We start from the raw sequence: 12,101 nt of genomic DNA on the forward strand, positions 1-12,101 counted from the left end.
CACCTGCTCAGAAGCCACCATGCCCGCGCGGAGCCGTACCGGGAGCCGGAGTCGCGGCTGCGCTGGGACCGCGCCGCCGACGCGGAGATCAACGACGACCTCGACGGCGGCCCCGCCGGCGCGATCTGGCGCACGTGGCGGCCGACGGCGGCGCGGAGTCGTGGCAGCGGGCGTGGACGCTGATCGCCCGGGTGGCGAGACGCACCCCGGACGTGGCGGCCGGCGCGGCCCGAGCGCTCGCCGCCCGCCGCCCGCACGGCGCCGTCCTGCCCGCCACGGTGCTGGAGCTGGCCCCGATCCTCCGCTCCGCCGGGCTCATGCCATGACCGGCGGGCAGGACACCGCCGTCGAACGGTTCGCGGCGGCCCGGCTGTGGGCGGCGGGGCGGGCCCCGTACCTCGCCTCGGCGCTCTTCGCGCTCACCCCGCTGGTCCACGACACGGCACCGCCCCGCCTCCCGGCCGACGAGCACTGGAACGTGCACCTGAACCCGGACGCGGTGCGTGACACGCCCGTGCCCGAGCTCGGCTGGTGGCTGATCCACCAGGTAGGGCACCTGCTCAGAAGCCACCATGCCCGCGCGGAGCCGTACCGGGAGCCGGAGTCGCGGCTGCGCTGGGACCGCGCCGCCGACGCGGAGATCAACGACGACCTCGACGGCGGCCCCGCCGGCGCGATCTCCCCCGAGACGCTGGGCCTGCCCGACGGCCTGCTGGCCGAGCGGTACGCGGAGCTGCTCGACCTCATCGACGTGCCGCCTCACCTGGTGGGGTGCGGGAGGGCGCCGTTCACCGGGCCGAGCGCGATGACGGCCCTCGAACGCGAGCTGCTCGCCCGCGCCGTCGCCGCCGAGATCGAGGCGAGGGGCGGCGCGACGGGCGGCTGGCGGCGCTGGGCCGAGGCGGAGCTGCGCCCCGAGGTGGACTGGCGGGCCCGCCTGGCGGCCCTGGTCAGGAGAGGCCTGGCACAGGCGGCGGGCCGGGTGGACTACAGCTACCGCCGTCCGTCCAGGCGCGCGGGCGCCGTACCGTCGATCGTGCTGCCCGCCCTGGTGCGGCCGGTCCCGCGGATCGCGGTCGTGATCGACACCTCGGGCAGCGTCACGCGGACCGGCCTCACGCAGGCCCTCGGCGAGCTCGACGGCGTGCTGCGGGCGGCCGGGCACCGGTGGATCGAGGCGATCTGCTGTGACACCGAGGCGTACCCGGTGCAGCGGGTACGCCGGGCGGATCAGGTCGAGCTGGCCGGGGGCGGCGGCACGGATCTGCGGGCGGGGCTGGCGGCCGCGGCCGGGGCGGACGTGGTGATCGTGCTGACCGATGGGGACACGCCGTGGCCGGAGCGACGGCCCCGGCCGTACGTGGTGGTCTGCCTGTTCGGCGAGCGCGGCTCAGCGCCGCCGTGGGCGAGCACGGTCCGCGTACCACGGCCGCCGGCGGACGCCGCTGCGGCTTCGGCCGGGCGTATAGGGAATGAGACGTGATGGAGTGGGATGGTTTCACCCAGGGTGAGATGCGGCGGTGGCGTGCGGCCGGGTTCGAGCCCGGCAAGGCGGCCGCCTGGCGCGCGGCCGGGGTGATGTCGCCCGCCGACGCCCGCCTCTGGCGCACCGCCGCCGCCATCCCCGAGACGGTCATCGCCTGGCAGCGGGCGGGCATGACTCCGGCGGAGGCGGTGCGCTGGCACGAGTTCGGGGTTGCCGCGCACGACGCGGCCCGCAGGCACCTGGCCGGCGAGCGCCCGCGCCGGGTGCCGTGGCCGGCCCGGCTGGCCCGATGGGCCGGCACCGAGCCCTCGGAGCCGCCGGCCCCCGCCTGCGCGGACGCGTTGCGGCGCCTGCTACGGGCGGACGTGCCCGCCGACGTGGCGCGCGCCTACGCCTACGCCGGGTGGGACGGCGGCGAGGCCGAGGAGTGGGCGCGGCGGCGGGTGGATCAGGGGGACGCGCGGGTGTTCCGGGCGCTGGGGTTCACAGCGGCGGAGGCGGCGCGCACCGGGCTGAGCGCCGTCGAGGTCATGGCCGCCTGGTGGGGCGCCGTCCCGCTGGAGGAGGTGGCGGCCTGGTGCGCGGCGGGGCTCACGCCTGGGGAGGCGGCCGGGCAACGGGCGGCGGGCGTCACGGCGGCGCAGGCGAGCGTGCTCCGCGCGCTGTCGGCCTGAAGGGGGTCAGTATTCGACCTCGAACGTATGCGCGCCCAGGCCGTACCCGTCGCCCTTGGGCACGACGTACCCATGCTCGATCAGCTTCGCGAGACTCTCGCGCACCTCGTCCTCGGTCAGTCCCGTGGCCCGGACCAGCCCTTCGAGCCCGGCACCGCCCGACTCGACCGTCTGGGACGCGACGGCCTCGTACACGTGGATGTCGACGTCCGACAACGCCTGCACATCGTGGGCTTCGGACATCAGCGCTGCCTCGCTCCCTCCCTCAACCTGAAGGGATCTATCTCGCGATCCGGATTACGGCGGAGGTATTCGGACTCGAGCTGATTGGTACGTGACGTGTGCCGTGCCAGCGCGTCGTCGGAGCCGTGGAAGAAGGTGTCGCTCCTGGTGGCGTGCAGCTGCCGCAGCTCGCGTATCACGTCCTCGTCGCTGAGCTGGGCCGGATCAATTCCCATCGTCGTCATGGGACCCCTCTACCCGAAGGCCCCCGACAATATCTGTCACAATTCCTGACATATAGGGATTGTCTGTAAGATGTCCGAGCTTTACCTTCCCGTTATGGACCTCGAGCTCAGGCACCTCAGGATCGTCCGCGCGGTCGCGGACGCGGGAAGTGTGAGCAAGGCCGCGTCCCTGCTCGGGCTGGCACAACCGGCCCTAACCGCGCAGCTCAAGCGCATCGAGAGGGTGCTCGGCGGCACCCTGTTCGAGCGCGACCGCCACGGCGCCAGGCCCACCCGCCTCGGCGAACTCGTGCTCGCCAGGGCACGGGTGCTCCTGCCCGCAGCCAAGGAGCTGCAGGACGAAGCCGTACGATTCGCCCACACCCCCTCCCCCGGCTTCCGCATCGGCGCCACCAACGGACCCATACTCGGCGGCCTGGTCCACCGGCTGGCCGCGGAGCGCGCGGTCAGCACGTACACCTCCTGGTCCGCCCACGAGCTGACCGGCATGGTCGAGCTGGGCCGCCTCGACTACGTGCTGACCGGCGCCTGCGGCGACTCCGGCACCCCCACCGGCTCGCTCCTGTGGGAGACGATCAGCCTCGACCCCGTCTTCTGCCTGGTCGCGGAGGCCCATCCCACCGCCAAGGAGAAGGAGGTGGAGCTGGCCGATCTGGCCGCGGAGCAATGGGCGGTGACGCCGGGCGACGGCTGTTTCGCGGACTGCTTCGCGATGGCCTGCGCCCGCGCCGGGTTCACGCCCGGCACGATCTACGAGACGGACGTGCCGACGTGCACGCACCTCGCGCAGGTCGGCCGCGCCGTGGTGCTCTGCCAGGCCACCCATCAGGCGGCCCAGGGCCTGGCCATGGTCCCGCTCGCCGGCGCGCCGCTGCGCTGGCGGCAGCTCCTCGGCCGCCACCCCACCGCGCCCGACGCCGCGTGGGTGGTGGCACAGGCCAAGCAGGCCCACATGGACGCCGTACGCCGCAGCCCGGTCTACCACGACTGGCTGGTACGAAATCCGGGATACGGCACCGCTCCATAACACGGTGATAGGGGCAAAGTAGTACTCCTCCGCGACTGGGCTCGCCTATACCGTGACGGCACCCCCAGCCACGAGGAGACGACATGCTCCGCACCCCGGCGCTGATCGCGATCGCGATCGGCGCGTTAGTCATGACGGCGACCCCCGCCGTCTCAGCCTCAGCCACAGCCGCCAAACCGCCATCCGGCGTGGTGGACGCGCTCGAACGCGACCTCGGCATCACCGAAGACCAGGCGATCAAGCGCCTGGCGAACGAGGCCCGCGGCAACGCCGCCGCGCCCGGCCTGCGCAAGAAGCTCGGCGACCGCTACGCCGGCAGCTGGTACGAGGGCGCCGAGGGCACCTTCGTCGTGGCCAGCGCCGACCCGGCCGACGCGGGCGAGATCACCCGCGCGGGCGCCGTGGCCCGCATCGTGCCGCGGACGTTCGCCCAGCTCTCCGCCGCCAAGGACGGCCTGGACCGGGCCGCGCCGCCCGCCTCCGTACACAGCTGGGCCATCTCGCCCCAGGACAACGCGGTCGTCGTCCTGGCGAGCGACGCGGAGGCGGCTCGATCCTGGATCGCCTCCAGCGGCGTGGACGCCGCGGCCGTGCGGGTCGAGCAGTCGGCCGAGCGGCCACGCCTGTTCTACGAGATCCGGGGCGGGGACGCGTACTACACCTCGCAGGGCTACCGCTGCTCGATCGGCTTCGCGGCCAGGCGCGGCACCCAGCTCGGCTTCACCACCGCCGGCCACTGCGGCGCCACGGGCATCACCACGACCGGGTACAACCGGGTGGCGCAGGGCACGTTCCAGATCTCGTCGTTCCCGGGCAACGACTACGCGTGGGTGGCCGCCAACTCCGACTGGACCGCGCCCGGCGTGGTGAACGGCTACAGCGCGGGCATCCTGCCCGTCCGCGGCGCGACCGTCACCCAGCCGCAGGGCTCGGTCTGCCGCTCGGGCTCGACCACGCAGTGGCACTGCGGCACGGTGACCGCGCTCAACGCCACCGTCAACTACCCGGAGGGCACGGTCACAGGGCTGACGCGTACCACGGTGTGCGCGGAGGGCGGGGACTCGGGCGGCTCGTTCATCTCGGGCGACCAGGCCCAGGGCATGACCTCGGGCGGCTCGGGCAACTGCACCGTGGGCGGCACCACGTACTTCCAGCCCGTCGGAGAGATTCTCTCCGTGGGCGGGCTGACGCTGGTCACCGCGGGCGGCACGGATCCGCCGCCCACCGGCTGCCAGGGCTATGAGGAGACCTACAGCGGGTCGCTGAGCTCTAACGCGAACGCGTACCAGCCGAACGGCTCCTACTACCAGGCGACGGTTTCCGGCACCCACGCGGCCTGCCTGGACGGGCCGGCGGGCACGGACTTCGACGTCTACCTGCAGAAGTGGAACGGCTCGTCCTGGGCGGTGGTGGCCAGCGGCACCAGCCCGAACCCCGACGAGACGATCAGCTACAACGGTACGGCCGGGTACTACCGGTACCGGGTGCACGCTTACAGCGGCTCGGGCTCGTACACCTTGGGCCTCAACCGCCCATAACCACCTAGCCGCGTACCCCGAGGCGAGGCCGGAACGCCAGCGACCCGGCCTCGCCTCGGCCGCGTACCACGACCGAGCCTGAACTCCTTGCCGCCCCCGAAGGTGATCTCCGCCGTCCGCGCGGTCCTCCGCAGATCGGACGCGTAGACAACGTCCACATCCCGCCGCCGACCCGGGGGTGCGGGCGGGGATTCGAATCCGCAACATTCCCATGACAAGTGGCGAACCGACACGCTTGAACCCGCGCCGACGCCAGACGCACCAGAGACGCCAATATGATCGGCTTAGACTCCAACAACGCCGCGGAGCATGGAATGATGTCCCGCGGAGACCTGTCTCCCGTTCGGCCGGGCAACACGACCGGATTCGATGCTCTAGCCTTAGCCATGCACGGGGCTCGGCAGGATCCACTCAACACCGCGCCGCACGTCACACAACTGAATCCAGGGGCGGTAGCTCAGCCGGTCAGAGCATCGGACTCATAATCCGTGGGTCGTGGGTTCAAGTCCCACCCGCCCTACTCTCTCCCTTGTGTCTTGAGCTGCGGTTTCCTTGATCACGCTGAATTCGTGGGTCGGCGATGGTCCCGATGGGAGACCGAAGGGAGACCGGCAGTCTGGGATGCCTCCCCCACAGCGATCTTCCGAGGCACCAGGGCGACCGACGCTTCCGCCGCCGCGAGCGCGACTTCCGGCAACACCGTCGTGTACAGATCCGCTGTGATCGACTGACTCGAATGCCGCAGCATCGCCGACGCGATCTTCATGTCGTTGCCCGCCGCCAGACTGAGCGTCGCCGCACCATGCCGGAGATCATGAAGCCTGATCGGTGGCAACCCGACCGCGAATGTCAGTCGCTCGAAGCGCTCCGACACCCAGTCCGGAGTCAGCTCCGCCCCGTTCTCTCGCGTAAAGATTCGGCCCGAATCCACCCACGCCGAACCCCACGCTAGTTTCTCCTCCAGCTGCCGCACCCGATGCGCCCTCAAGACGGCCGCCGTCCCCGAATCGAGCGCCACCGTTCCCTCTGACGACCGCGTCTTCGGCGCCGACTCCTGAACCGTCCGCCCCACATTGTTCAGCTGCTTGGCGATCGCCAGCAGCCTCTCCTCCAGCTCACCATCCACCCAGCGGGCGCCGCACGCCTCGCCGCGGCGCAGCCCCTGGAACGCCACCAGGTGATACAGCGCGTACAGCCGATCGGACACCGCGAAGTCGAGGAACTCGCCGAGCTGCGCCGGCGTCCACACCATCACCGGCGACGGCCGCGGCGTGGCCAGCCACACCTTGAACCTCTCCAACGGCTTCTTCGGCTGTACTGGTGCCGACCGCTCCGCCGCGAACCGCCGTTCGAATGCCGCCTGGAACGCCTCTATCCGCGGCTTCGTCCATACCAGCCCCTGCGCCTTCTGACCCGCGTCGAGCTTCACCAACGCCGCGGCGTTGAACGACATGAGGTGCTCGCGCTCCGCGTCGGCCAGCACCGTGCGAATGGTCGCCCGCACCCTCTGCTTCGTCACCGGGCCCGTCGGCCGCTTCCCGCGCACGCCAGCGCGCACCACAGGGTCGTCGGACTCGCGGGCTGCCAGCAGTGCCGCGTTCTTCTCGTCGATCCGCGTGAACACAGCCTCGACCGTCGGCACGAAGAGGCGATCCATCCGCGCCTTCTCCAACACCTCGCGGATGTGCGTCTCCCAGTGCGAAATGTAGCCGAGCAGCGTGCTCTCGCGGATGTCCTTGAGTCGCCGCCGCCTCTCTACCCACGTCGCCCAGTACTCCCCGAACGTGATCGACTGGAGCGGCTGGCCGGCTCGGTATTTGCGGTGCAGCTCTTCATACTCGGGCATCGGCGCCTTCTTGCGATGCGCCGCCCGGATCATCTCCAGAATCTCCATACGCGCCTCGTGACCTTCCGGGCCTGCGTCGGAGATGTCGAGCAGGCGTCCGGCCGCCTGATACCAGGTGATGAGATCCGTTTCACTGGCGAACCCGCCACACCGGAGATAGATGCGTTTCCCGTCGGGCCCGGCCGGTACTTCCTCCTTGCCGTACCAGCTCCCGTGGTTGGGGTTCCACGAGCCGTCCTTGCGGCGCAGTCTGGGGCACTTCGCGCCGAGCTCGCGGCCGTCCTGACGGCACTTGCATCGTTTGAACCCGTTGCCGGTCATCTACGGCTCACCTCGGTCCTATCTCGCGGTAGATACCGCCGATCTTCTTGGCGTCTGCGTAGTCCTCGGGTGTCGCTCCCAGTTGAGCGGCCAAATCTTCCTGCTCTTGCTTGGTTTCGCTGCCTTTCCAGCGCAGTCCGATCCGGGCTGCCAGGCTTTCGAGGTAGTCCAATCGGTCCTGGGGCTCGCGGTCGATGATCTGCTGGAGCCGCGCATCGATCTCGGCTATCACGTCGTCGGTGGGGTGCACCTCGCCTCGCTCGTAGGAGTCGCCTGCTCTCACGCGCCGACCAACACTGGGAACACCGCGACCCCGACGAAGACCCCGCCTGGATCTACTGGATGCGCCGGCCATCAACGACGATCGAGGTAGGCATGGCCCTGGCCGAAATCGGCCAGCCCGGCACCGCCGTGCGGATGCTCGAGGAGGGCATGGCCGAGCGCACCGAGGACTACGCCCGCGACACCGCGCTCGGTATGGCCGCGATCGCCGACGCGCAGCTGAGCCGCAGGGACCTCGATGGCGCGTTGGACACGGCCCGGCGCGCCGCCGAACTCGTGAGCCGTATCGGCTCCAGCCGGGTGGTGGACCAGCTACGCGCGTTCGCGGGAAAGCTCCCGGCCGGCGAACCCGAGGCCGAGGAGTTCCGTCATTACCTCGACAGCCTGCGTACCGGCGGGTGAGCACAGGCCGCGCCGGCCCTGCGCGAGGGCGCCGCGGCGCCGCCTGCTCTACCGCGGCGGCCAGCACGCCGAACAGGGCGTGTACGACCGCATCCACTGGGGCTTCATCCGCTACGTCCTCAGCTACCGGCGCCAGATGCGGCCCAAGGTCCGCGCCCTCATCGCCGAGCACGCCGCCCACGCCCGCGTCATCACCTTGACCAGCCGCGGAGCCGCCCGCCGCTTCCTGGCCGAGCTCCCCCGGCCCAACATGACCTGACCCCCGTCTCCGGGAAGGCCCCAAGACCGCCAACCCGTTCCTCGACCCCGACTCCATCCGCGACAGCCTGTACGGCGACGCCGCCCGCATCACCCAGCGCACCACCGCGCTGCGGCACGCTAAAACCGCCGGCCGCCATCCCGCCGACGTCATCGCCGGCCTCGCCTCCCCTGGACGACGGGGCACCGTCGTGGACATCGGCTGTGGCAGAGGCACCACCACCCTCACCCTGGCCCAGCGGCTCGCCCCGCCCCGCCTGATCGGCTTCGACCAGTCCGCCGCCCTGCTCGCCGTGGCCGCACGCCGGCTCGCCGGACACGCACATGTGGAGTTCCTGCAAGGCGACTTCCACGCCATCGCCCTGGCCGACGCCAGCGCCAGCGCCACGGCGATCGTGGCCGCGTTTACCACTCGCCCTGCCCCGCCACCGCGGTCGCTGAGATCGCCCGCTGCCTTGCCCCCGGAGGGATATCGGTCACGGTCGGGAACGGCCCGCTCGAGACCACCTCCACCGTCACCTACGTCGTGGCCACCCGCCCATGAAGGTCTTCACCAAGATCTACGCCAACCCCGGTGTCCGCCAGAGGTCACAAGAACACCACCAGTGGATCGCGCACGCCACACCCGGCATCCGTATACCGGCCATCCTCGACGTACGCTCCACAGAGATCGACTTCGAGTACCTACAGGGGCGACACGGCTGACCCGACGACCTGCTAATCCTGGCTGACCTGCTCGGCCGCCAGCACGCGACAGCCTACGCAGGCGCTCTCCACGCGGCCTGCATGAACGAACCCCACACCGCGGCCGGTGTCACCATCGCCGCCTTTGATCACGGCCGCCGCGAACGCCTTCACGAGTTGCTCGCCTCCGGCGCGATACCGCACCCTCTCCTCACGCTTGAGGCGGCCGACGCCTGGATGGAGGAGGCAGCCGACCTACCGGTCGCCTTCTACAAGGACGCCAACCCGCGCAACTTCCTCATCACCGGCACGGCCATCGCTGTCGTCGATTTCGACTCCATCACTCTGGCGCCCTTCGGATACGACCTCGCCAAGCTCATCGTCACCACCGCCATGACCACAGGCCCGCTCGATGAGGACATCGTCCAGCAGGCCCTGGCTACCTACAACAGCCACCTGCAAGACGGGGACCTGTGCCGGTGCTCGGCCCACCAGCTCGCGGCATGGACAGAGTTCCACCACATCCTGACCACGCCGTACATGGACACCCACGGATACAGGTTCGGCTGGCACACCGTCCGTCCGGCCTGGATCAGCGACCACCTCCTGCGCCACGGAGGAAGGAGCCCGCCTCCCCGGCATCACCATCCCCCTCACCCTCGGCGGGCGTCACCCACCCGCAGGTCTGACCCCCTCTGACACGGACGCCGATCCGCTCGTCCACGCCATCCCTAAGGAGAGGGCGGCCGGCTGGGCATGTGCCCAGGTCGCCAGCAGTTGGACGGCGGCCTCAGTGGCACTGTCCGCCTCAGGCACCAGCACGACCAACCGCTGCCGCGCCTCGCCGACCGGTGCGAAGTGCTCGAACGCGAACGTCACGGTGCCAAGGGCGGGATGCCGCAAGCTTTTCGCCCCGTGCGCGCGGACGTCGACGTCCCCGGCGCTCCACAACGCGCGGAAGGTGCCGCTGCCGTCGCCGAGCTCGCGGATCAGTTCGGTCACAGCGCCGTCGGCGGGGTAGCGCCCCCGCGTCACCCGCAACTGCCCGGCGGTCACGGCGGCGACCGCGTCCCAGTCGACGTAGAAGTCCCTGGCGGCGGGCGCCAGGAACAGGTGCCTGGCCAGGTTGGGCGCGACGACGCCCGGCGCGACGTCGAGGGCGAACAGGCGGACGGCCACGGCATTGGCCGCGAGGACGTCGAACCGGTCGTTCAGCACCATCGCCGGCGTGGCGACCAGGTGCAGCATCCGCGCCAGTTCCGGACGTACGGTCTCGGCGCGGGGGATCGGGGCGCGGTGGCGTTCCCGTGCGGCGCGGGCCAGGGCGCGCAGGTGATCGCGCTCCACGTCGTCCAGGCGGAGCGCGGTGGCGATGGCGTCGAGCACCTCGGGCGAGGGATGCCCGACACGCCCCTGCTCCAGCCGCTGGTAGTACTCCACGCTGATCCCGGCCAGTAGGGCGACCTCCTCCCGGCGAAGCCCCGCCACCCGGCGCCGCTCCCCGCCGGCGAGCCCCACGCTCTCCGGGGTGAGCCGGTCCCTGCGGGATCGAAGGAAGCCGGCGAGCTCGTGTCGATCTCCCATGAGCCCATTATGTCGGCCTCATCCAGGGCGGGCGGCGGCTGAGGGTGGCCCTGCCAGTACCGGTAAAGCCCGGGCCTGGGGCGCCGGTTCCGCTCGGGCCAGGCTGATGACGCACCGGACTTCAAGGAGATGATCAGTATGTGTCACGACGTCGACAGCCGGCCGCCCGCGGCGCCCGTCGTCACCGGAGGGGTGGCCGAGCACGGGCCGTTGGAGATCGGCGCCGCCGACGGCAACCGGTTCCGAGCCTACCGGGCGGCTCCGGCCGTCCCGAACGGCCGGAACGTGCTGCTGCTGCCCGACCTGCGCGGTGCCCACCCGTTCTACGCTGCCCTGGCTCAGCGGTTCGCCGAGGCGGGCTTCCACACCCTGGTGATGGACTACTACGGGCGCAGCGCCGGCACCGCGCCCCGGGACGACTCCTTCGACGGCCTCGCCCACCTGGCTCTGCTGGAGGCGCAGCACGTCGAGACTGACGCCGCCGCTGCCGCCGAAGCGATCCGCGCCTGGCATCCGGGACCGCTCTTCAGCGTCGGTTTCTGCCTGGGCGGCGGCTACTCCTGGCGGGTGGGCGCCGCCGGCCTCGGCCTGTCCGGCGCCGCCGGCTTCTACGGACCGCCGCGCTTCGTCGGCGACCGTACGGCGCAGCCGTCCGCGCCGCTGCTCATGCTGCTCGCGGGCGACGACGTGGCGACCACGGCCCAGGAGTACGGCGAGCTGTTGGCCGCCTTCGACCACGCGGGCAAGGAATACGAGGCCCACACGTACGAGGGAGCCCCGCACTCCTTCTTCGACGACTCCTACGGCCAGTGGCAGGAGGCGTGCACCGACGCCTGGCACCGCCTCCTCGCCTTCGCCGCCCGCCACAGCGGCCAGGCGACCGAATGAACGACCGGTACGAACGCGGCCTCGCCCGGCAGGCGGAACTCGGCGGCCCCGGCCCCACCCGCACCGGCGTGTACGACGTGCTCGCGGACATCGCGCCGGACTTGTCCCGTCTGGCCGTGGAGTTCGCCTACGGGGACATCCATGCCCGTCCCGGGCTCGACGCCGCCCGGCGGGAACTGGTCGTCCTCGGCGTACTGATCGCTCTCGGCGGGCAGGAAGCCCAGCTCGAAGCCCACATCGGCGCGGCGCTCAACGCGGGACTCCGCTCGGGTGAGCTGGTGGAGGCGATCATGCAGGCCCTGCCGTACGCGGGTTTCCCCCGGGTCTTCGTCGCCATGCTGGCGGCCCGGCGGGTCCTGGACTCCCGCGGCCTGCTCCCGGTCACACCGCCCTCGGCGGACTGACCCGATTCATGTTGCCGACCACCTAAGTGGCTCAGCCCGGAAGTCTCTCGGGGACGTCGACGCCATGGCTGCTGCTGTCGGTCGGCGGCTGGGAACGGTCATGGTCATCACCTCGCCGATCGCGGAGCGTCGCCTCGGTGCAGCTGAAGCAGACCACCGTCGAAGGCCAGATGGAACAGGGCGCCCAGGCGTACCGAGCTCGTTCCCCGCCGCCAGGCACGCCGGTGCTGCTGGTATCAC

17 protein-coding genes, 1 tRNA gene and 1 pseudogene are annotated in these 12,101 nt (G+C 71.2%); 14 read left to right on the forward strand and 5 right to left on the reverse strand.

Features of this window, described 5'->3' with window-relative positions:
- From EJK15_RS71370 to EJK15_RS43175, 4 genes are all read left to right on the forward strand, one after another.
- Positions 1-183 (forward strand): hypothetical protein (locus tag EJK15_RS71370; protein WP_420847134.1); only part of this gene is annotated, 183 nt, incomplete at its 5' end.
- Entirely contained in the window at positions 135-326 is a 192-nt protein-coding gene (locus EJK15_RS43165; RefSeq protein ID WP_206061452.1) for a hypothetical protein, read from the forward strand. The genes EJK15_RS71370 and EJK15_RS43165, both read left to right, overlap by 49 nt.
- Positions 323-1,483 carry a vWA domain-containing protein gene (locus EJK15_RS43170; protein ID WP_138716266.1) on the forward strand — a complete coding sequence of 387 codons (1,161 nt, stop codon included), beginning with the start codon at positions 323-325 and terminating at the stop codon, positions 1,481-1,483. The genes EJK15_RS43165 and EJK15_RS43170 overlap by 4 nt, the downstream gene beginning before the upstream one ends.
- Positions 1,483-2,160, forward strand: a complete 678-nt coding sequence (locus tag EJK15_RS43175) for a hypothetical protein (RefSeq protein ID WP_138716267.1) — start codon at positions 1,483-1,485, stop codon at positions 2,158-2,160. The genes EJK15_RS43170 and EJK15_RS43175 overlap by 1 nt, the downstream gene beginning before the upstream one ends.
- A 6-nt stretch (positions 2,161-2,166) precedes the next feature.
- Here the strand turns inward: EJK15_RS43175 and EJK15_RS43180 are convergent, their stop codons facing one another.
- Positions 2,167-2,403 (reverse strand): helix-turn-helix domain-containing protein, encoded by a 237-nt coding sequence (locus tag EJK15_RS43180; protein ID WP_138716268.1) that lies wholly within the window; start codon positions 2,401-2,403, stop codon positions 2,167-2,169.
- Positions 2,403-2,618, reverse strand: a complete 216-nt coding sequence (locus EJK15_RS43185; RefSeq protein ID WP_240777579.1) for a DUF6158 family protein — start codon at positions 2,616-2,618, stop codon at positions 2,403-2,405. Before EJK15_RS43185 ends, EJK15_RS43180 begins: the two co-directional genes overlap by 1 nt.
- Before the next feature lie 103 nt (positions 2,619-2,721).
- On the opposite strand from EJK15_RS43185, the gene EJK15_RS43190 reads away from it, so the two are divergent.
- From EJK15_RS43190 to EJK15_RS43200, 3 genes are all read left to right on the forward strand, one after another.
- Positions 2,722-3,654: a LysR family transcriptional regulator gene (locus EJK15_RS43190; RefSeq protein ID WP_138716270.1), complete on the forward strand. Its 933-nt coding sequence runs from the start codon at positions 2,722-2,724 to the stop codon at positions 3,652-3,654.
- An 83-nt stretch (positions 3,655-3,737) separates the two neighbouring features.
- On the forward strand, positions 3,738-5,192 hold the full coding sequence (locus EJK15_RS43195; RefSeq protein WP_138716271.1) for a S1 family peptidase: 1,455 nt from the start codon (positions 3,738-3,740) through the stop codon (positions 5,190-5,192).
- A gap of 446 nt (positions 5,193-5,638) precedes the next feature.
- Positions 5,639-5,712: transfer RNA gene (locus tag EJK15_RS43200), tRNA-Ile, on the forward strand.
- 36 nt (positions 5,713-5,748) lie between these two features.
- Here the strand turns inward: EJK15_RS43200 and EJK15_RS43205 are convergent.
- Together EJK15_RS43205 and EJK15_RS43210 are read right to left on the reverse strand one after the other, a co-directional pair.
- Positions 5,749-7,359, reverse strand: coding sequence for a site-specific integrase (locus EJK15_RS43205; RefSeq protein WP_138716272.1), 1,611 nt, complete (start codon positions 7,357-7,359; stop codon positions 5,749-5,751).
- Positions 7,360-7,366: 7 nt separating this feature from the next.
- Positions 7,367-7,609 carry a hypothetical protein gene (locus tag EJK15_RS43210; RefSeq protein ID WP_138716273.1) on the reverse strand — a complete coding sequence of 81 codons (243 nt, stop codon included), beginning with the start codon at positions 7,607-7,609 and terminating at the stop codon, positions 7,367-7,369.
- A gap of 125 nt (positions 7,610-7,734) precedes the next feature.
- On the opposite strand from EJK15_RS43210, the gene EJK15_RS43215 reads away from it, so the two are divergent.
- The 5 genes and pseudogenes from EJK15_RS43215 (at position 7,735) to EJK15_RS43230 (ending at position 9,684) form a co-directional block, all read left to right on the forward strand.
- Positions 7,735-8,043: a hypothetical protein gene (locus EJK15_RS43215; protein ID WP_138716274.1), complete on the forward strand. Its 309-nt coding sequence runs from the start codon at positions 7,735-7,737 to the stop codon at positions 8,041-8,043.
- A gap of 79 nt (positions 8,044-8,122) precedes the next feature.
- Positions 8,123-8,302, forward strand: coding sequence for a P-loop NTPase family protein (locus EJK15_RS43220; protein ID WP_206061453.1), 180 nt, complete (start codon positions 8,123-8,125; stop codon positions 8,300-8,302).
- A gap of 190 nt (positions 8,303-8,492) precedes the next feature.
- Positions 8,493-8,702, forward strand: a pseudogene (locus EJK15_RS77890) (class I SAM-dependent methyltransferase); the annotation flags it as partial.
- Positions 8,703-8,841: 139 nt separating this feature from the next.
- Positions 8,842-9,006 carry a hypothetical protein gene (locus tag EJK15_RS75200; protein WP_240777580.1) on the forward strand — a complete coding sequence of 55 codons (165 nt, stop codon included), beginning with the start codon at positions 8,842-8,844 and terminating at the stop codon, positions 9,004-9,006.
- Positions 9,007-9,033: 27 nt separating this feature from the next.
- Complete coding sequence (locus EJK15_RS43230) at positions 9,034-9,684, forward strand: phosphotransferase (RefSeq protein ID WP_276615488.1); 651 nt, start codon at positions 9,034-9,036, stop codon at positions 9,682-9,684.
- Here EJK15_RS43230 and EJK15_RS43235 read toward each other — a convergent pair.
- Complete coding sequence (locus EJK15_RS43235) at positions 9,655-10,569, reverse strand: helix-turn-helix domain-containing protein (RefSeq protein WP_138716276.1); 915 nt, start codon at positions 10,567-10,569, stop codon at positions 9,655-9,657. The genes EJK15_RS43230 and EJK15_RS43235 overlap by 30 nt on opposite strands.
- A 138-nt stretch (positions 10,570-10,707) precedes the next feature.
- Here EJK15_RS43235 and EJK15_RS43240 point away from each other — a divergent pair, with 138 nt between their 5' ends.
- Together EJK15_RS43240 and EJK15_RS43245 are read left to right on the forward strand one after the other, a co-directional pair.
- Positions 10,708-11,457, forward strand: a complete 750-nt coding sequence (locus EJK15_RS43240; RefSeq protein ID WP_206061455.1) for a dienelactone hydrolase family protein — start codon at positions 10,708-10,710, stop codon at positions 11,455-11,457.
- The gene (locus EJK15_RS43245) at positions 11,454-11,861 is read left to right on the forward strand and encodes a carboxymuconolactone decarboxylase family protein (RefSeq protein WP_138716277.1); all 408 of its coding nucleotides are present in this window, start codon (positions 11,454-11,456) and stop codon (positions 11,859-11,861) included. The genes EJK15_RS43240 and EJK15_RS43245 overlap by 4 nt, the downstream gene beginning before the upstream one ends.
- Positions 11,862-12,101: the final 240 nt, after the last annotated feature.

It is taken from the genome of Nonomuraea basaltis, from assembly GCF_005893125.1.
Classification (GTDB): Bacteria; Actinomycetota; Actinomycetes; order Streptosporangiales; family Streptosporangiaceae; genus Nonomuraea; species Nonomuraea basaltis.